Below are 18,691 nucleotides of genomic sequence, written 5' to 3' on the forward strand. Positions count from 1 at the left end.
TCCATGCCCGAGCCGCTCGCGCGCCCCCTGCGCCGGTCGCACGGGGCGGACGACCGGCGTGGGAGCACACCGTCGTGGGCGCCCTGCCCCGTGCAACGGATCTTCACGTCCGAGGCATGAACACGCCCCTTTCACGCGGTTCCCGGTGGCCACCCCTGACTGTTTGGCTTGACCGGCGGCGCGGCACTGCCCAGCCGTCCGTACAGCCACACAGCCACTGCCCCGGCGTACGCCGCCCCGGAACTCTCCCCCGACCTCCACAGTCCCCGCGAACCCACACCCGACGGCCGCCCGGTGCATCCCCGAGGCGCCCCCGCACCCGTTCACGGCCATGCGCGTCCGCCCACGGCCACTCACGACGACTGACGACTCAGGTATTCGGAGGACATGTGACTGCCCCGGAAAGTCCCCCCGACAGCGCCGCCGGGCCCACCGGCGACCAACCACGGTTCACCAGCCTCGGCACCCAGGCGGCACGTCAGCTCGCCACCACCACCAAGTCCGAACCGCAGATGCAGGCCATCACCTCGCGCTGGCTGCTCAAAATGCTGCCCTGGGTGGACGTCAAGGGCGGCGCCTACCGGGTGAACCGGCGACTGCAGCACCGCGTCGGACGGGGCCGGGTGCAGTTCGACCAGAACGGCGCGGACGACATCAAGGTCATCCCCGAGACGCTCACCGAACTCCCCTCCCTGCGCGGCTACTCCGACACGGCGGCCCTGAAGGAGATCGCCTCACGTTTCCGGGTGCGGGAGGTACGCGCCGGCCAGATCCTCTTCGACGCCGGGCAGCCCGTCACGGAGGCGTACCTCGTCGTCCACGGCCGCTTCACCCGCTACACCACGGGCAAGTACGGCGAGGAAGAGGTCACCGGGGTCGTCACGGACGGGGAGGGGCTGGGCGACGAGGCCATCGGCCAGGCCGAACCGCGGTGGCACAACTCGGTACGGGCCGAGACCGCGGGCGTGGTGCTGGCGGTCAACTGGGACGGCCTCGAGCAGCTCGCCGAACGCACCCCGTCCTTCGCGGCGCAGCTGGCCGCGTTCGCCGAGCGGCAGAGCAAGCCCATGAACCGCAAGGGCGAGGCCGACGTCCCCGTGCAGGCAGGGCACGTGGGCGAGCCGGTCCTCGCCGGCGGCTTCGTCGACTACGACCTCGCTCCGCGCGAGTACGAGCTGTCGCTCACCCAGACGGTCCTGCGCGTCCACACCCGGGTCGCGGACCTCTACAACAGCCCGATGAACCAGACCGAGCAGCAACTGCGCCTGGCCATCGAGGAGATCCGCGAACGCCAGGAGTGGGAACTCGTCAACAACCGCGACTTCGGTCTGCTGCACAACGTCGACCACAGCCAGCGTGTCAGCACCTTCTCCGGTCCCCCGACACCGGACGACCTCGACGAGCTGTTGTCGATGCGCCGCAAGACCCGGGTGTTCCTGGCCCACCCGAAGGCGATCGCGGCCTTCTTCCGGCAGTGCAACCGGCGCGGTCTCGTGCCCGGCACGGTCGACATCGAGGGACACCAGGTGCCTGCGTGGCGCGGGGTTCCGTTCCTGCCCTGCGGCAAGATCCCGATCAGCCCGCAGCAAACGAGCAGCGTCATCGCCCTGCGCACCGGAGAGGCGGACCAGGGCGTCGTGGGCCTGTATCAGACCGGCATTCCCGAGGAGTTCCAGCCGGGGCTCAACGTGCGGTTCATGAGCATCGACACCACCGCGGTCATGAACTATCTGGTCACCGCCTACTACTCGTTGGCGATCCTCGTTCCCGACGCGGCGGGAATCCTGGAGGACGTCCAGGTCGGGCGGACCGCGGAATGAGCGCACCGCCCATGTCCGGTCCGGCGCCGCGACTGCCCGGACCGCCGAGCCTCGCCCGCGCCGCCACCAGCCGTCGGGGCGGCGCGGTTCCCGGGCTGCGGTACCGGCCCGCCGTGCCCGCGGACCCGGAGAAGGCCGCGGAGATCGACCGCAGGCTGGAGGCCTGGGCCCGTTCGCTGGATCTGTTTCCCCAGAGCTGGACGGGGGACTTCGCGGGGTTCCAGTGCGGCCGGGCCGTCGTGCTCCAGCACCCCGGAGCGATCGGCCTCGACCACCTCACGGCGGCCGGCAAACTGCTGCTCGCCGAGAACGTCGTCGACGACTGCTACTGCGAGGAGGTCGAGGGCAGGGGCGGAGCCTCGCGCGGACTGGGCGGGCGGCTGATCATGGCCCAGTCGGCACTCGATCCGTACCACGGCACACCTGAGTTGGAGGAGGAGTGGCGCCGCGGCATGGACGCCGACGGGCCGCTCCGCTCGTACCGCCACGCGTTGCGGGACTACGGCGACCTCGCCACGCCCAGCCAGATCGACCGGATCACGCACGACCTGGCCCGGCTGCACCTGGGCTATCTCGCGGAGGCCGCCTGGTCCGAGATCCGGTACCTGCCGCAGGTCTGGGAGTACCTGGTGATGCGGCAGTTCAACAACTTCCGCCCCTGTCTGTCGATCGTGGACGCCGTGGACGGCTACGAACTGCCCGAAGCCCTGTACGCCCGGCCCGAGATCCAGCGGATCACCGCGCTCGCGTGCAACGCCACCACGATCGTCAACGACCTGTACTCCTTCACCAAGGAACTGGCCTCCGATCCCACCCATCTGAATCTGCCTCAGGTCATCGCCGCCAACGAGCGGTGCGGGCTGAAGGCCGCCTATCTCCAGGCCGTCGAGATCCACAACAGGATCATGGAAGCGTTCGAGGAGGAGTCGGCGGCACTGTCCGCCACCTCGCCCCTTGTCGCGCGCTATGCCGAGGGACTGGCCTCGTGGGTGTCCGGCAACCACGAATGGCACGCCACCAATTCCCACCGCTACCACCTGCCGAACTACTGGTAGCGCCGCCTGTCCCGGCCCGTCGCCACCGTCATCGTCATCGTCACCGCGCCACGAGGAGTGCCCCTTGACCATCGCAGACACCGAAACCGACACCGAGTCCCAGACCGCGGCCGAGGCCTCGGCGGCACCGGTACCGCGCCAGTCCACGTACCAGTCGGCCTACCAGTCGACGTACCAGTCCAGCGTCGCGGACTACTGGAACGCCGAGGAGAACCCGGTCAACCTCGAACTCGGGAAGATCGACGATCTGTACCACCACCACTACGGCATCGGAGCCGTCGACCGGTCCGTGCTCAGCGGTGTCACCGGCTCGGAGGCGGGCCGCAGCGGGGAACGTTCCGGCGGCGGCTCCGCCGAGCACCGCGACCGCGTCACCGCCGAACTGCACCGTCTGGAACAGGCCCAGGCCGAGCTGCTCGCCTCCCATCTCGGGGCGCTCTCCCCCACCGACCATGTCTTCGACGCCGGCTGCGGGCGCGGCGGCGGCAGCGTGGTGGCTCATCTGCGGTACGGCTGCCACACCGACGGAGTGACGATCTCCAGGAAACAGGCCGACTTCGCCAACGAGCAGGCCCGCAAGCGGGGCATCGCCGACAAGGTGCGTTACCACCACCGGAACATGCTCGACACCGGCCTGGCCACAGGTGCGTACGCGGCTTCGTGGAACAACGAGTCCACCATGTACGTGGAGCTGGACCTGCTCTTCGCCGAGCACGCCCGACTGCTGCGCCGCGGCGGCCGCTATGTGACGATCACCGGCTGCTACAACGACGCCTACGGGCGGGCCTCGCGTGAGGTGTCGTTGATCAACGCCCACTACATCTGCGACATCCACCCGCGCTCGGAGTACTTCCGGGCGATGGCCCGCAATCGGCTCGTGCCCGTCCATGTGCAGGACCTGACCGCCGACACCATCCCCTACTGGGCTCTGCGCGAACAGGCCGGCCATCTGGTCACCGGCATCGAGGAAACGTTCCTGAACGCGTATCGGAACGGCAGCTTCCAGTATCTGCTCATCGTGGCCGACCGCGTCTGACCGGCCCTCCGGGCGGCTCCGCCTCAGCGCCCGTGCGCGTCGGAGCCGCCCGTCGCCGGGTTCGCCGTTGGGGTGGACGTGGAGGTACGCGAGGTCGCCCGAGCGCAGGGCGACCAGACGGCCGTAGGCGCCTAGGTAGGGCTGAAGGCCGGTGACGGGCTTGCCGTCGCGCAGGACGTTGAGTTCCAGTTGAGTTCCAGTTCCGAACTGACGCCGGCCCCTCAGGCGGCCTCCGCGGCCTCTGCGGCCTCCGCGGGCCCCGCCGCGTTCCGCCGCTGCCCGCCGTCGCGGTGGATCGGCGTTCCCGAGCCCGTGAGAGGGGCGCCCGTCCCACCGCGGCGGGCCGCGACGATCTCCGCCGCGATGGACAGGGCGGTCTCCTCGGGCGTACGGGCGCCGAGGTCGAGGCCGATCGGCGACCTGAGCCGTGCCAACTCGACGCCGGTCAGGCCGACTTCACGCAGCCGCCGGTCACGCTCCGCGTGCGTCCGGCGTGAGCCCATCGCCCCGACGAACGCGACCGGCATCCGCAGGGCCTGCTCCAGCAGGGGAATATCGAACTTGGCGTCGTGCGTGAGCACGCACAGGACCGTGCGCGCGTCGGTCGTGGTGTCCCGCAGATAGCGGTGCGGCCAGTCGACGACGAGGTCGTCCGCCTCGGGAAAGCGTGCCCGGGTGGCGAACACGGGGCGGGCGTCGCACACCGTCACGTGGTAGCCGAGGAACTTGCCGGCCCGGACGAGCGCCGCGGCGAAGTCGATCGCACCGAACACGATCATGCGCGGCGGCGGCACGTTCGACTCGACGAGCAGGGTGAGTCCGCCGGGGCAGTGCGTGCCGTCCTCCGCGAGGTCGAGGGTGCCGGTGCGTCCGGCGTCCAGCATCGCCCGTGCCTCGGCCGCCGCCGTCCGGTCCAGCTCCGTGGAACCGCCGCCGGGCGACTCCTCGTACGGCCCGTCGTACGAGCCCTCGTAGGACCCGTCGGGATGCACCAGCAGGGCCCTGCCCAGGAGTTCCGCCGGTCCTCGGACGACCCGGACGAGGGCCCGGGGCTCGCCCGCGGCGGCGGCCGCGAGCGCCGACCGGAACACCTCCCGGGCAGGCGCCGCCGCGTCGACGGGGGTGACCATGATGTCGAGAACCCCGCCGCAGGTCAGTCCGACCGCGAAGGCGTCCTCGTCGCTGTAGCCGAACCGTTCGACGACGGTCCCGCCGTCCTGGAGTGCCTGGACGCACAGGTCGTACACCGCCGCTTCCACACAGCCGCCGGAGACCGAGCCGACGGCCGTGCCCTCACTGTCGACGGCGAGGGCTGCGCCCGGACCGCGCGGTGCGCTGCCGCCGACGGACACGACGGTGGCGACGGCGAACTCCCGACCCTCCTCGGTCCAGCGGGCCAGCTCGCCGGCGATGTCAAGCATGGGCGTCCGCCGCGAGGACGCGGTCGGGCCGGATGGGCAGGCTGCGGTGGCGTACCCCGGTGGCGTGCCAGACGGCGTTGGCGATCGCCGCCGCGGCCCCCACGATGCCGATCTCGCCGATGCCCTTGATGCCGACCGGGTCGTCCGGGTCCGGGTCGTCCACCCAGTCCGCCTCGACGAGCGGTACGTCGGCGTTCGTGGCGACGTGATAGCCCGCGAGGTCGGCGCCGTAGAGCGCGCCGGTGTTCTGGTCCCTGACCGCCTCTTCGTGCAGGGCCATGGAGATGCCCCAGATCATCCCGCCGGTGAACTGGCCGCGGGCCGTGAGCGGGTTGACGATCCGGCCGGCGGCGAAGATGCCGAGCATGCGGCGCACCCGCACTTCTCCGGTGGTCACGTCCACGGCGACCTCGGCGAACTGTGCTCCGAAGGAGTGCCGCTCCTTCTGTGCGAGAGCTCCGACGGCGTCGGTCGTGTTCGACCGAACCGTGATGCCCTCCGGCGGGACGCCGTCGGCCAGCGCGAGCCGCTCGCGCAGTTCGTCGGCCGCGGCCGTGACCGCCCAGGCCCAGGAGCGGGTGCCCATCGAACCGCCGGCGATCATCGCCGGGCCGAAGTCGCTGTCGCCGATCCGCACGCGCACCCGGTCGGTCGGCACCTGGAGGGCGTCGGCGGCGACCAGGGTGAGCGCCGTCCGTGCGCCGGTTCCGATGTCCGCGGCGCTGATCCGCACGGTGAAGGTGCCGTCGGCCTCCGCGGTCGCGGCCGCCGTGGACGGCATCGCTCCCGCGAAGAAGGAGGCCGCCGCCGTCCCGGTGCCGATCAGCCAGCGTCCGTCCCGGCGCAGACCGGGGCGCGGATCCCGCTCCGCCCAGCCGAACCTGCGGGCGCCCTCGCGGAAGCAGGCGGGCAGGTTGCGGGTGCTGAACGGCAGTCCGGAGACCGGACCCACCTCGGGTTCGTTGCGCAGGCGCAGTTCGATCGGGTCGATGCCGCACTTCTCGGCGAGTTCGTCGAGCGCCGACTCCAGCGCGAACGAGCCAGGTGCCTCGCCGGGAGCGCGCATGAACGTCGGCGTGGGCACGTCGAGCCGTACGACCCGGTTGGCGGTGTGGTGGGCGGGGGCGTCGTACATCACCCGGGCCGGCCCCGCGCCCGACTCGATGAACTCGTGCACGGTCGAGGTGAGGCTCAGCGAACTGTGCTCCAGCGCGCGCAGCCGCCCCTCGGCGTCGGCGCCGAGCCGGACCCGTTGGGTCGTGGGGCTGCGGTAGCCGGCGAGCGAGAACATCTGACGGCGCGTCATGATGACGCGGACCGGGCGTGACAGGACGGTCGCCGCCATCACCGCGGCCACCTGGTGCGCGCGGACGCCCTTGCTGCCGAAGCCGCCGCCGATGTGTTCGGACCGCACCCGCACCGAGGCGGGGTCGAGGGAGAAGAGTTTCGCGAGTTCGTCCTTGACCCACACCGTGCCCTGGTTGGAGTCCACGACCTCCAGCCTGCCGCCGTCCCACAGGGCCGTCGCCCCGTGGGGCTCCATCGAGCTGTGGTGCTCCTCCGGCGTGGAGTACTCGGCGTCCAGGACGACGGCGGACGCGGCGAGTTCGGCCGCCAGGTCCCCCTTCTCCGTCGTCCCCGGCCCACCCGGTCCGGGGATCGAGTAGGCGTCCGGGTGTGCGCGTCCGCCGGAGAAGCCCACGTCGTGCGGCTCCTCCTCGTAGTGGACCACCAGCGCCTCGGCGCCCTCCCTGGCCTGCTCGGAGGTCTCGGCGACGACCAGCGCCACCGGCCATCCCGCGTGCGGCACCCGGTCGTGCTGGAAGACGGCGATGGTCGGGTCCGGCGACATTCCGAGCACGCCGATGTAGTCGATGTCGACCCGTGGGGCGTTCCCGTGGTGCAGGACGGCGAGGACGCCCGGCATCTGAAGGACCGCGGCGTCCTCCACCGACGTGATGCGGCCGCGAGTGACCGTCGACAACGCCAGCCACCCGTGGGCCAGTTCGTCGAAGGGGATCTCTCCCGCGTAACGGGCCGCTCCGGTGACCTTGTCGCGGCCCTCCACGCGGGTGTGCGCGGTACCGACGGCTTGCGCCGCCCTGGTCCCGGTTGTGGTCGTGGTCATCGGGCGGCCTCCTCGGCGAGTTCGCTCAGCACGGCGACGACGAGGTTGCGCATCAGTGTCACCTTGTATCCGTTGTGCGGCAGCGGCCGGGCGGCCGCCAGTTCGGCGTCGGCGGCCGCGGCGAAGGCCGCGGCGTCGACCGGACCGCCGGTCAGGGCCTGTTCGGCCACGCGGGCCCGCCAGGGCCGGGAGGCGACCGCCCCGAAGGCGAGGCGCACCTCGCGCACGACGCCGTCCCGGACGTCGAGCGCGGCGGCGATCGAGCCGATCGCGAAGGCGTAGGAGGCCCGCTCGCGCACCTTGCGGTAGCGGGAGTTGGCGGCCACCGGAGCGGGCGGCAGGGTGACGCCGGTGATCAGTGCCCCCGGCGGCAGGGCGGTCTCCAGGTGCGGGGTGTCGCCCACCGGCAGGTAGAACTCCGTGAGCGGCAACTCGCCCGGTCCGTCCGCCGTTTCGTAGGAGACGACGGCGTCGAAGGCCGTCAGCGCCACCCCCAGGTCGGACGGGTGGGTGGCCACGCAGTGGTCAGAAGCTCCCAGGATCGCGTGGTTGTGGTGCTCGCCCTCGATCGCGGGGCACCCACTGCCGGGGACCCGCTTGTTGCACGGCTTGGTCACGTCGGTGAAGTAGCCGCAGCGGGTGCGCTGCAGCAGGTTTCCACCGACGGTGGCCATGTTGCGCAGCTGCCCGGAGGCGCCGGCCAGCACCGCCTGGGACAGGGCCGGGTAGCGGCGGCGCACGTCGGGGTGGGCCGCGAGATCGCTGTTGGTCACGGTCGCGCCGATGCGCAGGCCGCCATCCCCGGTCGACTCGATCCGGTCCAGCGGGAGTTCGCGTACGTCGACGAGCCGGCCGGGCCGTTCCACGCCGGTCTTCATCAGGTCGACGAGATTGGTGCCGCCGCCGAGGTACCGGGCGTCCGGGTCGGCGTCGAGCAGTGCGAGGGCGCCGGACACGTCGACAGCGCGCTCATATCCGAACTCCCTCATGCCGCCGCCTCCTTGTGGTCCGTGGCCTGCGCGCCGTGCGTGACCTGCACCGATGGCGCGGTTCGCGCATCGGCCTCGGCCGCGCGGGCGACCGCCTGCACGATCGACACGTACGCGCCACAACGGCACAGGTTGCCGCTCATCCGCTCGCGGATCTCCTCGGCGGTCAGTGGCGGCGGCCCCGCTTCGGGACGTACGTCGTCGGTGACGGCGCTCGGCCAGCCGGCGGCGTGCTCCTCGATGACCGCGACGGCTGAACAGATCTGGCCGGGGGTGCAGTAACCGCACTGGTAGCCGTCGAGGTCGAGGAACGCCTGCTGTACCGCGTGCAGTTGCTCGCCCTCGGCGACGCCTTCGATGGTGGTGATCTCCCGGCCTTCGGCCGCCACCGCCAGTTGCAGGCAGGCGACGGCCCGGCGTTTGTCGAGCAGGACGGTACATGCCCCGCATTGCCCCTGGTCACAGCCCTTCTTGGCGCCCGTCAGATCGAGGCGCTCACGCAGGGCGTCGAGCAGGGTGGTGCGGTGGTCGACGGTCAGCGTGTGCTTCTCGCCGTTGATGTTCAAGGTGACGGCGCTGTAGGTCGACGAGGGCGCTGGGGCCATGATCAGCCTTCTTTCGCACGGCCGGACCACCGCGCGGGGACGGTCCGGTTTGCAGAGGAAACGGACGACGCAAAGACGTGACGGACGCCGCAAAGACGTATCGGAGGGGAACCGGAGACGTATCGGGAAGAGGGAGAAGAGGAAGTCGACACCGCGCGTAGCACGGCGGGCCGGAAGCGTGCAGGATGCGAGGAAGGCCGGTGCCGACCACCACCGGCTGCCCGCGCCGGCCGCTCAGCCGCTAAGGTGAACCTAACCGGACAGCTGTCCGCTCGCTGAAAAACCTAGCGGACAGGTGTCCGCTTAGCAAGGATGGGATTCGGCCACGGACCCGCGAGGAGGACGAGTGCAGCAGAAGAAGGACGCGCCTCTGCGCTCGGACGCGCAGAGAAATCGCGAGCGGATCCTGGAAGTGGCCCTGGCCGAGCTGACCCTCTGCGCGGACGCCCCGCTCAGCGTGATCGCCAGGAAGGCGGGCGTCGGACAGGGCACGTTCTACCGCAATTTCCCCAACCGCGACGCTCTCGTCCTGGAGATCTACCGCCACGAGATGCAGCAGGTCGCCGACGCCGCGCCCGAGCTGCTCAGGTCCCATGAGCCCGACCGGGCCCTGCGTGAGTGGATGGACCACCTCACCCGGTTCGCCATGACCAAGGCGGGCCTCGCGGAGGCGATCCGGCAGGCCACCGGCCCGCCGGGCAGCCCGGCGAAGCCGGGACACACGCCGGTGACGTCCGCCGCGGAGCTGCTGCTCCGCGCCGGCGAGGAGGCCGGCACCATCCGCCCGGGAGTGACCGCGGACGACTTCATCCTCGCCATCGCGGGCCTCTGGCAGCTCGACCCCCACGGGGACTGGCAGCCGCGCGCCGCCCGCCTCCTGGACCTCGTCATGGACGGACTGCGCGCGGGGGCCGCCGGCGGGTGAGGGCGGCGGTTCACCGGTCCTGCGGCGAGACGGCGAAGACATGGCTGTGCCAGGCGTCCAGGGCCACGAACAGACCCGAGTCGGCCAGCTCGTCGCCGTCACGGTCGTACGTCTGCGCCGTGAGCAGGTCCGTCAGGCGGTACCGGTGGCCACGGAGGTCGTCCCACTCCAGGGGGACGCGTGCCTGGGCCGGACGGTCGGAGTCGTTGACGACGACCAGGTGGCGCGCGTCCGGATGCGTCCACGTCCAGGCCAGCAGGGAGCGGTGGGTGTCGTTGTCCGGCCAGCCGGCCGGCGTCAGCGGCCGCCACTCGCCCCGGCGTCCGCGGCCGGCAGCAGACGACTGTGGAAGTCGTACGACGGCTCGTCCACCGGCTCCCGCGGCCTGCGGGAGAGGAACACCGGCGGGCGCACCCTGCGTCCCTCGAACTGCCCCTCGTGCCAGAGTGTCGCGCCGGGCAGGGTCGCGACCGCCACGGCCGCCGCGCGTCCCCGCCCACCGGGCAGGGCGGCGGCGGCCCGCGGCTCGTCGTGGTTCTCCAGGAAGCGCACCAGGCCCCGCTGGTAGGCGGGGCCGGCGCGCAGATGGCCGCGGACCGATCCGGCGTCCTCGTGGAGCAGGCGGTCATGGAGCCGTTTGTCTTGACGCCCTCGCCTGCCCGAGGGCAAGTGATTCCGGTCCGTACTGCTACGCAGTACCACCACGGGTTCCTGTTTCACGGGCCTCTGCCGACCGGTGAGGGTCGGTCTTACAGGGCCTCCGCAGGCCTGACTTCCCGCCCGTCCGGCGGTAGGCCGGACAACTCCGTTGTCCGACCAGGCGATCCTAGCCATGCCGCTGCGCCCCTCCGGGCCGCTATGGGCAGGATGCCCCTCACCTCCACCCCGAAGGGTGGAGCACTGGGCAAGTGTTCGGTAGATCCGGCCGTCGGCCTCGACGAAGGCGTCCGGCGCGTGGACGAGGTCGTCGGCGTTACCCCGGATCAGACAGTCGGGGCGCTCGGTGAGCCAGGGGTGGTCGGGGGCCACATGGTTGGGGACGTGGTCGAGCATCAACCGCAGCCCGCGCGAGGCCAGTTGGGAGCGGGCCTCCGCCAGGCCCGCCGGCCCGCCGAGGGACTCGTCGACGACGTAGTTCCGTACGCAGTACGGGGATCCCGCGATGTCCGCCTCGGTGACGTCGGGCAGAGCCGCGCGGAACGACGCCCTCAGTCCCTCGTCGCGCAGGGCGATCCGCAGTCCGGCCGGGCTGCGTTCCCACACGCCCATCAGCCAGACGGTGCCGGTCCCCGGCCGTGCGACCTCGTCCCAGGCCTCGCCGGGCACCTCCCCCAGGGTGACGCGCCGCCCGTACCGGCCGCTCAACTCCCCCAGCCAGATCAGTGTGTTGATCTCATAGATCACCGTCATGACAGGGGCTCCTCGCGCAGCGCGCCCCAGTCCCCCGGGCCCACCAGGTGGAACAGGGTCGCGGTGACCGCGGACAGGCCGGTCCAGCCGGTCTGGTGGGAGGCGCCGAGGCCGGCGCCGTTGTCACCGTGGAAGTACTCGTAGAAGAGGAGCAGGTCCTTCCAGTGCGGGTCCTTGGCGAACTTGGCCTGGGCGCCGTGCACCGGACGGTGGCCGTCGGGGCCGCGCAGGAACGTCGCGGTGAGCCGGCCTGAGATCTCGCGGGCGACCTCGTAGAGGTTCATCCGGCGTCCCGAGCCGGTCGGGCACTCCACGGTGAAGTCCTCGCCGTGATAGGCGTGCAGGTTCAACAGGGCGCGGATCAGCAGGATGTTGACCGGGAACCACACCGGGCCGCGCCAGTTGGAGTTGCCGCCGAACATGCCCGAGTCCGACTCGGCGGGCAGATAACCGACCCCGTACGTCTGCCCTTTCACCTGGAAGCTGTACGGGTGGGCGGCGTGATGGCGGGAGAGCGAGCGGATGCCGTACGGGCCGAGGAACTCGTCCTCGTCGAGCATGCGGGTCAGGACGCGCCGGAGCCGGTCCTCGCCGAACAGTGCGAACAGATGCCGTCCGCGCACGCCGGGCCCCACGGTCTGCTGCGAGGAGACGATGGCCCGCACGGCGGGATGGCGGTCGATGAACTCCTGTGCTCCTGCGACCAGTTCGGGGAAGCGCTGGTCGGCCCAGCCGCCGACCACGCTGGTGGCGGCGAGCGGGATCAGCCCGACCAGCGAGCGCACCTTGAGCCGGGTCGCGTCGCCGTCGGGCAGTCGCAGGACGTCGTAGAAGAAGCCGTCCTCCTCGTCCCACAGGCTTTCGTTGTCCCTGCCGATGCGGTTCGTGGCGACCGCGATCCACGCGAAGTGCTCGAACAACGTCTGCGCCTGCTCGACGTACACCTTGTTGTCGGCGGCCAGTTCGACGGCGATCTCAAGGAGATTCTGGCAGTACAGCGCCATCCAGGCGGTGCCGTCCGCCTGGTCGAGCTGACCACCGGTCGGCAGGGGCGCGCTGCGGTCGAAGACGCCGATGTTGTCGAGGCCGAGGAAGCCACCCTGGAAGACGTTGTTGCCGTCGGCGTCCTTGCGGTTGAGCCACCAGGTGAAGTTCTTCATCAGCTTGTGGAAGGCGTTCTCCAGGAAGGCGCGGTCGCCGTGTCCGGTGCGCTGCTTCTCCAGTTCGTAGACGAAGAGGGTCGCCCAGGCGTGCACCGGCGGGTTGACGTCGCCGAAGTTCCACTCGTACGCGGGGATCTGGCCGTTGGGATGCAGATAGAGGCGGCGCAGGAGCAGGTCCAGCTGGCCCTTGGCGAAGCCGATGTCGACCATGGCCAGGGCGACGGAGTGGAAGGCGAGGTCCCAGGCCGCGAACCATGGGTACTCCCAGGTGTCCGGCATCGACATGACCTCGTCGTTGACCATGTGGTACCAGGCACTGTTGCGCAGGCGGGGGTCGGCGGCGAGCGGGTCGACGCCGTGCTCGGTCAGCCAGCGCTCGACATCGAGGTGGTAGTACTGCTTGCTCCACAGCATCCCGGCCAGCGCCTGCCGGACCAGCCTCCGCTCGTCCTCACCCATCCCGTCCGGGGTGACTCCTTCGTAGAAGACGTCGGCCTCGGCCCGGCGGGTCTCCAGTACCTGCCCGAACTCTCCCCAGGGGTCGGCGGGTTCGGCCTCGGTCAGCCGCAGGCGGATGCGTGCGCTCTCGCCGCCGGGCACGGTCAGCACACTGTGCAGGGCCGCCTTGGTGCCGGTCCCGGCGGGGTTGACGGCCGCCGTGTCGCCGTGGACGACATACCGGCCGATGCCGTCCTTGACGTACGGGGTGGGGTTCGGGCTGCCGAAGATCCGCTCGTCGTTGGTCTCGTTCCCGGTGAACAGCGCGGGGGCGTCCGTGTCGCAGTACAGCCGGCGCGTGCCCAGCTCCTCGTGGTCCGCCCGGATTCCGCCGGGCATCCGCCGCAGCCCCGGTACGGCGGTGCCGCCCGCCCACGACCAGGTGTGCCGGAACCAGAGGGTCGGCAGCAGATGGAGCGTGGCCTCGTCCGGGCCGCGGTTGTGCGCGGTGATCTCGACCAGCAGATCCTCCGGCCCCGCCTTCGCGTACTCGACGAACACGTCGAAGTAGCGGTCCTCGTCGAAGATGCCGGTGTCCAGCAGCTCGTACTCGAAGTCCCGCCGGCCCCTGGCCCCGTTGGTCCCGACGAGGTCACCGTAGGGGAACTCCCCCTGCGGGTACTTGTAGAGAAACTTCATGTACGAATGCGTGGGGGTGCTGTCGAGGTAGAAGTAGTACTCCTTGACGTCCTCGCCGTGATTGCCCTCGCTGTTGGTCAGCCCGAACATCCGCTCCTTGAGGATCGGGTCGCGGCCGTTCCACAGGGCCAGGGCGAAGCACAGCCGCTGTTTGTCGTCACTCACACCGGCGATACCGTCCTCGCCCCAGCGGTACGCACGTGAGCGCGCCTGATCATGGGTGAAGTACGACCAGGCCTCGCCGTCGGGGCTGTAGTCCTCCCGGACCGTTCCCCACTGCCGCTCGCTCAGATAGGGCCCCCAGCGTCGCCAGGGCACCGCGTCCTCGTCGGCCTCGGCCAGTCGTCGCCGCTCGACGTCCGGTGCGCCACTACCACTGCCAGTCATCATCGCCCGTCCTCCCCACAGCCGGCACGTGCATCCAGACGTCCAGAATCAGTCGATTCGGACCGGGCCGCAATGCACTGGCCGCGATGACACTGCGAGCTGAGATCGGCCGGTCAGGCGGGGCTGTCCCACAGGACGTGCAGGCTGAGGGGCTTGCGGAAGACCAGGCCGTACGCGGCCGTGGGGTGTGCCGGGTCGAGGCGCAGGGCGGGGAGGCGTCCGAGCAGGTGCTGGAGGGCGATACGGGTCTCCAGGCGGGCGAGGTGTGCGGCGAGGCAGTAGTGCGGACCGTGGGCGAAGGCGAGTTGGAGGCGCGCGTTCTCGCGGCGGACGTCGAACCTGTCGGGGTCGGGGAAGACGGCGGGGTCACGGTTGGCTCCGGCCAGGGAGACGGTGACCAGGTCGCCGCGGCGGACGGTGACCGGGCCGAGGACGGTGTCCCTGGTGGCGTAGCGGTCGACGACCGCCGCGCCCGGTTCGAGCCGCAGCGACTCCTCGATCGCGCCGTCCAGCAGGTCGGTGTCGGCCCGGACGAGGGCGAGTTGGCCGGGGTGTCGCAGCAGATGCAGCAGGGTGTTGGTGATCATCCCCTCGGTGGTCTCGATACCGCCGAACATCAGGACCGCGGCGTTGGACGCCACCTCGGGCAGCGTCAGGTGCCCGGCGGCCGAGACGAGGAGCGAGGCCGCGTTCCGGTCGGCGACGGTGGCTTCCACGGCTGCCCGCAGCTGGGCGTACGCCGCGGTGCCGGCGGGACCCGCCGCCTGTCCGGCGGTGATGTCCGAGACCGACTCCACGATGGAGTCGTACCAGGACAGGACCGTGGCGGTACTCGTGCCGACCAGCCCGAGTGCCTCGGTCACGACGGCGACCGCGAGCGGACCGGCGAAGGCCCGACGCAGGTCGGCGGTGCCGGTTGGCGGGAGTTCAGTGATGAGGCGGTCTGTCTCCCGCTCGATGAACGAGGCGAAGCCGTCATGGACCGCCCGGGGGCGGAAGGGGGCGGTGAAGGGCTCACGGTGGCGGGCGTGCGGGTCACCGTCCAGGGACAGCATGCTCGGCCCGACGACCTGTGCGGTGGAGAACCGGGGGTCGTCGACCGTGAAGGTCTCGGCGTCCCGCATCACGCTCATCGCGAGGTCACGGCGGCTCACCAGCCAGCCGTCCAGCTCGGGCAGCCAGGACACGGGCTCGTGCTCGCGGAGCCGCGCCAGTCGTGCGTGGGGGTCCCGGGTGAGTTCGGCGAGCGTGGTCGCGGCACCGATTGGGCAGGACGTGGTCGCGGCACCGGGCGGGAAGGAACCGACGGCGCTCATCGCGAGGTCCGGGCGGGTATGGGGTAACCGATCACACGCAAGGCTAACAATCGCCGTTCGGTAGCTGCTCAGCCGCTGCTCAGCCGCTCCGCCATGGCTCCCCGGTCGTTCTTCGGAGCTCCTCGACCGGGCCCTGTGATGGCGCCGCGGGCCGGTGGACCCGGTAGTTGGTGAGCACCGCCGTGACCACCTCGGTGCGGGACCGCAGCCCGGTGCGGGTGAACAGCCGGGTCAGACGGTTGGCGACCGCGTCCTCGCTGAGCCGCAGCACCGTGGCGATCTGGCGGTTGGTGAGTCCTTCGGCGATCAGGGTCGCGAGCAGCTGCTCGTTCTCGGTGGTGGCCTGTCTGCGCCCGGGGACGGCGATTCCGGCCTCGCGCATGGCGGCCCTGGTGTGGAACCGGAACAGTGCGGCACCGGTCTCCCCGAACAGTTCGTACGCCTCGTGCAGCAATGCGGGCGGGCCCGCACCCGCGCCCGCGCCCGCGGCGGCGACGAGGGTCACCGCCGTCTCGAACGGCTGGCTGCGCGAGCGTGCCAGCTCCACCGCCTCCCTCAGGTTCTCCCGGGCGGTGCTCTCGCGGGCGGTGCCGTGTCCGTCCGGACCGGCCTGGCCGTCCTGGCCCAGGACGCGGGCCGACGCGAGCAGGTACCTCAGCCGTGTCCTTCCGTCGCCCGTACGGTCGGAGATCCGTTCCAGGCGCTCCAGGCAGGTCACCGCCTCACTCGTACTTCCTGCCTCCGCGTGCACCTCGGCGAGCGAGGCCCACAGTTCGCCGGTGCCGGCGACCTGTCCGCCGACGGCTGCCGCGTCCAGGCCGCGGCGCAGCACCTTCTCGGCGCCGGCCGGATCGCCGAGAATCCGCAGCACCTCCGACTCGGCGACGTCCAGCGAGTACTCCAGCGGGCCCTCCCCGCGACCACGCACGCTGTCGCCGCGCGCACTGTCGAGGAGGCGGCGGGCGCTCGTGGTGCGGCCCCGAGCCAGCAGGATGGCGGCGGTCCGCGCCGGAACCAGATGGCTGTCCGCCGCGGATGTGCCCGTCCGGTTGTTCGCCAGCATCCAGCGGGCCGATTCCAGTGCCTCGTCCCACCGGCCCTGGAGATGGCGCCAGAGGAACAGGCTGCGCGGGGCCAGCACCTCGGGTGTCAGTCCCTGTGCGTCCAGCAGGACTTCGGCCGCGCGCAGGTCCCGGCCGCTGAGCAGCTCGTCGAACATCGTGGTGACGAGCGCGTGGACGTGGCCGCTGCCGAGGTACGACGCCTCCGGAAAGGCCAGTGCCTCCCGGAACCGCTCCGGCCGGCCCAGCGCCAGTTCCGCCACGGCTCGGAAGTATGCGGGCTTCACCCGGGAGTGGTCGTCGGCGGTCCACAGCGCCTCGGTCCCCGCCAGCAGGTCCAGTACTTCCTGCCACCTCTCCAACTGGCTCAGGGCCAGGGCCCGGCCGGTCACGGCGACCGGGGCGGGCAGCCGTAGCTCGTCCCACCACCGCGCCGTGGCCAGCCGGGACAGCGCCCGCCAGTCCAGGTCGTTGGCCGTCGCCGCCGTGAACAGGCTGGCGGTGTTCTGCAGCGCTCGCGGGCCGAGGACGTCCGCCAGGTTGCGCAGGATCGACTCCGCGATGATCCGTGCGGTCCGGTGGTCCCCCGCGTTGTAGGCGGCCTTGGCGTACCGGTGCAGGGCCGCGACCCGATCGGCCGGCCGCTCGACCAGGTGGCCGGCCGCCTGGCACCACCGGAGCACTCCCCTGCCCTCGGAGTCGGGGTGCAGCCACTGCGCGGCGGCCGTCAGTTCGGTGACCGCGCGGTCGCGGTCGACAAGAGATCCTGCTTCCGCGACCCGGTCCGCGAGGTAGGCCACCGCGTCCGCCTCGTCCAGCAGCGCCACCACCGGCGGTCTTCGCGGGAGCGGCTTGGACCCGTGGAACGCGCCCGACGCGCCCGCCCCCTCCGCCGCACCCGCCGCGTCCTGGTCCGCCCATAACGCCTCCACGGCAGTGGCGGACAGCCGGCCGCGTTCCAGGGGCCCCAGCCGCTCCCGGACCGCGTGCGCCGTCAGCGGCAGCCGAAGCCTCCAGCCCCGTGGCGTCACGTCGTCGGGCCCGGGGAGGTCGGCGTCGTCCGGGACGGGGAGTTCACCGACCTCGGGCCCTGGCAGGTCTTCGACGATCTCCGCGTCGATCAGGTCGCGGATTCCGTCGCTCACCGCGTCGGCGGACAGTCCGGTCGACGTCGCGATCAGCTCCGCGGTACGCCCGCCGAGCGGCCACAGGATGCTCAGTGCCCCGGCCACCGTGCGGCACGGCTCGCTCAGCGCGTCCAACGCCGTCATGAACCGGTCGCTGTCCGACAGCACCGGCGTCGGTCTCCTCGCGCCGACGAAGGCGTGCCCGTCGGCAACCCTGATCGCCCCCTGCCTCGTCCACCCGGTGAGCAGGGCGTCGACCGCACCGGGGATCCCGAGGGTGAGCTCCCGCACCCGCCGGGCGAGAGTCGTGTCGGGTGTGGCCCGCAGCCGACGCGCCACCACAGTGGTGGTCTCATCCGGTCCCAGCCGGGACAGGACGATCGTGTGGGCCCTCTGGACGGCCGCCAACCGGGCCACCTGACGACCCGCAGGGCCCGCAGGAGCCGCAGGAGCCGTCGACGGTTCCTCACGGACGCTCGGCTCGCCGCGTCCCAGCGCCGAAGCCAACAGCCGGACGGTGTGCGGCACCCGGGTGAAGTCGGTCTCGCGGAGCACCGCCAGCGAACCGGCGTCGGCGTGCTGGATGTCGTCCATCACGACGACCACGGGCGCGGGTGCGGGCACGGGCGGGGGCGCGGGCGCGAGTTGCTCCAGAGCGGTGCGCAGCAGCCCTGCCATGGCCGTCCCGTCACGCTGCTCGGCCGCCCTCAGGGCCTCCGTCGCCCGCAGTGCCTCGGTGGCCGGCTTCGCCGACCGTTGGTTGGTCGCGGCGGACCGGTGCTCCTCCAGCGCCATGATCAACCGCAGCGCCAGCAGAAACGGGCGCGCGTCGTCACCCGGAACGCAGCCGACCGCGAGCACGACCGTCCCCTCTGCGCGCAGCCGTTCGCCAACCGTGCGCACGAACTCGGTGCGCCCGGCGCCACGTTCACCGCGCACGAGCACCAGGCGCGGCCCGCCCGTATCACCCAGCCGACCGTGAACCTCGTCCAACTGCCGTTCGCGGCCCACCAGTCGACCGGCCGTACGGTCCAGGCTCACGGCCGTACCCCCGTGAAGCAGCCAGGGAGTTCCGGACGGAGCAGCCATGGTCCACCGCCCTCTCTCGACG

11 protein-coding genes and 1 pseudogene are annotated in these 18,691 nt (G+C 71.5%); 4 read left to right on the forward strand and 8 right to left on the reverse strand.

Annotated features, from left to right (window positions below):
• Positions 1-389 precede the first annotated feature (389 nt).
• The 3 genes from AB0D14_RS13900 (at position 390) to AB0D14_RS13910 (ending at position 3,911) form a co-directional block, all read left to right on the forward strand.
• Complete coding sequence (locus AB0D14_RS13900) at positions 390-1,820, forward strand: family 2B encapsulin nanocompartment shell protein (protein ID WP_362778116.1); 1,431 nt, start codon at positions 390-392, stop codon at positions 1,818-1,820.
• Positions 1,817-2,875, forward strand: coding sequence for a family 2 encapsulin nanocompartment cargo protein terpene cyclase (locus AB0D14_RS13905; protein WP_362778118.1), 1,059 nt, complete (start codon positions 1,817-1,819; stop codon positions 2,873-2,875). Before AB0D14_RS13900 ends, AB0D14_RS13905 begins: the two co-directional genes overlap by 4 nt.
• A 64-nt stretch (positions 2,876-2,939) precedes the next feature.
• Entirely contained in the window at positions 2,940-3,911 is a 972-nt protein-coding gene (locus tag AB0D14_RS13910; RefSeq protein ID WP_362778119.1) for a geranyl diphosphate 2-C-methyltransferase, read from the forward strand.
• A gap of 221 nt (positions 3,912-4,132) precedes the next feature.
• On the opposite strand, the gene AB0D14_RS13915 is transcribed toward AB0D14_RS13910, so the two are convergent.
• Genes AB0D14_RS13915 through AB0D14_RS13930 form a run of 4 tightly spaced genes read right to left on the reverse strand, consistent with a single transcriptional unit; the run spans position 4,133 to position 9,054 of the window.
• The gene (locus AB0D14_RS13915) at positions 4,133-5,332 is read right to left on the reverse strand and encodes an XdhC/CoxI family protein (RefSeq protein WP_362778121.1); all 1,200 of its coding nucleotides are present in this window, start codon (positions 5,330-5,332) and stop codon (positions 4,133-4,135) included.
• Positions 5,325-7,460 carry a xanthine dehydrogenase family protein molybdopterin-binding subunit gene (locus AB0D14_RS13920; RefSeq protein ID WP_362778124.1) on the reverse strand — a complete coding sequence of 712 codons (2,136 nt, stop codon included), beginning with the start codon at positions 7,458-7,460 and terminating at the stop codon, positions 5,325-5,327. The genes AB0D14_RS13915 and AB0D14_RS13920 overlap by 8 nt, the downstream gene beginning before the upstream one ends.
• The gene (locus tag AB0D14_RS13925) at positions 7,457-8,449 is read right to left on the reverse strand and encodes a xanthine dehydrogenase family protein subunit M (RefSeq protein ID WP_362778126.1); all 993 of its coding nucleotides are present in this window, start codon (positions 8,447-8,449) and stop codon (positions 7,457-7,459) included. The genes AB0D14_RS13920 and AB0D14_RS13925 overlap by 4 nt, the downstream gene beginning before the upstream one ends.
• Positions 8,446-9,054: a 2Fe-2S iron-sulfur cluster-binding protein gene (locus tag AB0D14_RS13930; protein ID WP_362778129.1), complete on the reverse strand. Its 609-nt coding sequence runs from the start codon at positions 9,052-9,054 to the stop codon at positions 8,446-8,448. Before AB0D14_RS13930 ends, AB0D14_RS13925 begins: the two co-directional genes overlap by 4 nt.
• A gap of 346 nt (positions 9,055-9,400) precedes the next feature.
• On the opposite strand from AB0D14_RS13930, the gene AB0D14_RS13935 reads away from it, so the two are divergent.
• Positions 9,401-9,979, forward strand: a complete 579-nt coding sequence (locus AB0D14_RS13935) for a TetR/AcrR family transcriptional regulator (RefSeq protein WP_362778131.1) — start codon at positions 9,401-9,403, stop codon at positions 9,977-9,979.
• 10 nt (positions 9,980-9,989) lie between these two features.
• Here the strand turns inward: AB0D14_RS13935 and AB0D14_RS13940 are convergent.
• From AB0D14_RS13940 to AB0D14_RS13955, 4 genes and pseudogenes are all read right to left on the reverse strand, one after another.
• A pseudogene (locus tag AB0D14_RS13940) lies at positions 9,990-11,389 on the reverse strand (alpha-amylase).
• Positions 11,386-14,076 (reverse strand): glucosidase, encoded by a 2,691-nt coding sequence (locus tag AB0D14_RS13945; protein ID WP_362778214.1) that lies wholly within the window; start codon positions 14,074-14,076, stop codon positions 11,386-11,388. The pseudogene AB0D14_RS13940 and the gene AB0D14_RS13945 overlap by 4 nt, the downstream one beginning before the upstream one ends.
• A 113-nt stretch (positions 14,077-14,189) precedes the next feature.
• On the reverse strand, positions 14,190-15,392 hold the full coding sequence (locus AB0D14_RS13950) for a cytochrome P450 (RefSeq protein ID WP_362778133.1): 1,203 nt from the start codon (positions 15,390-15,392) through the stop codon (positions 14,190-14,192).
• 79 nt (positions 15,393-15,471) lie between these two features.
• Positions 15,472-18,669, reverse strand: coding sequence for an AAA family ATPase (locus AB0D14_RS13955; protein WP_362778136.1), 3,198 nt, complete (start codon positions 18,667-18,669; stop codon positions 15,472-15,474).
• Between the last annotated feature and the right edge of the window lie 22 nt (positions 18,670-18,691).

It is taken from the genome of Streptomyces sp. NPDC048484, from assembly GCF_040651415.1.
Lineage (GTDB): Bacteria > Actinomycetota > Actinomycetes > Streptomycetales > Streptomycetaceae > Streptomyces.

Coding starts and splice junctions, on each gene's coding strand:
- AB0D14_RS13925 (WP_362778126.1), bottom strand. CDS start 8,449: ATGAGGGAGTTCGGATATGAGCGCGCTGTCGACGTGTCCGGCGCCCTC.
- AB0D14_RS13930 (WP_362778129.1), bottom strand. CDS start 9,054: ATGGCCCCAGCGCCCTCGTCGACCTACAGCGCCGTCACCTTGAACATC.
- AB0D14_RS13905 (WP_362778118.1), top strand. CDS start 1,817: ATGAGCGCACCGCCCATGTCCGGTCCGGCGCCGCGACTGCCCGGACCG.
- AB0D14_RS13945 (WP_362778214.1), bottom strand. CDS start 14,076: ATGACTGGCAGTGGTAGTGGCGCACCGGACGTCGAGCGGCGACGACTG.
- AB0D14_RS13950 (WP_362778133.1), bottom strand. CDS start 15,392: ATGAGCGCCGTCGGTTCCTTCCCGCCCGGTGCCGCGACCACGTCCTGC.
- AB0D14_RS13955 (WP_362778136.1), bottom strand. CDS start 18,669: ATGGCTGCTCCGTCCGGAACTCCCTGGCTGCTTCACGGGGGTACGGCC.
- AB0D14_RS13915 (WP_362778121.1), bottom strand. CDS start 5,332: ATGCTTGACATCGCCGGCGAGCTGGCCCGCTGGACCGAGGAGGGTCGG.
- AB0D14_RS13920 (WP_362778124.1), bottom strand. CDS start 7,460: ATGACCACGACCACAACCGGGACCAGGGCGGCGCAAGCCGTCGGTACC.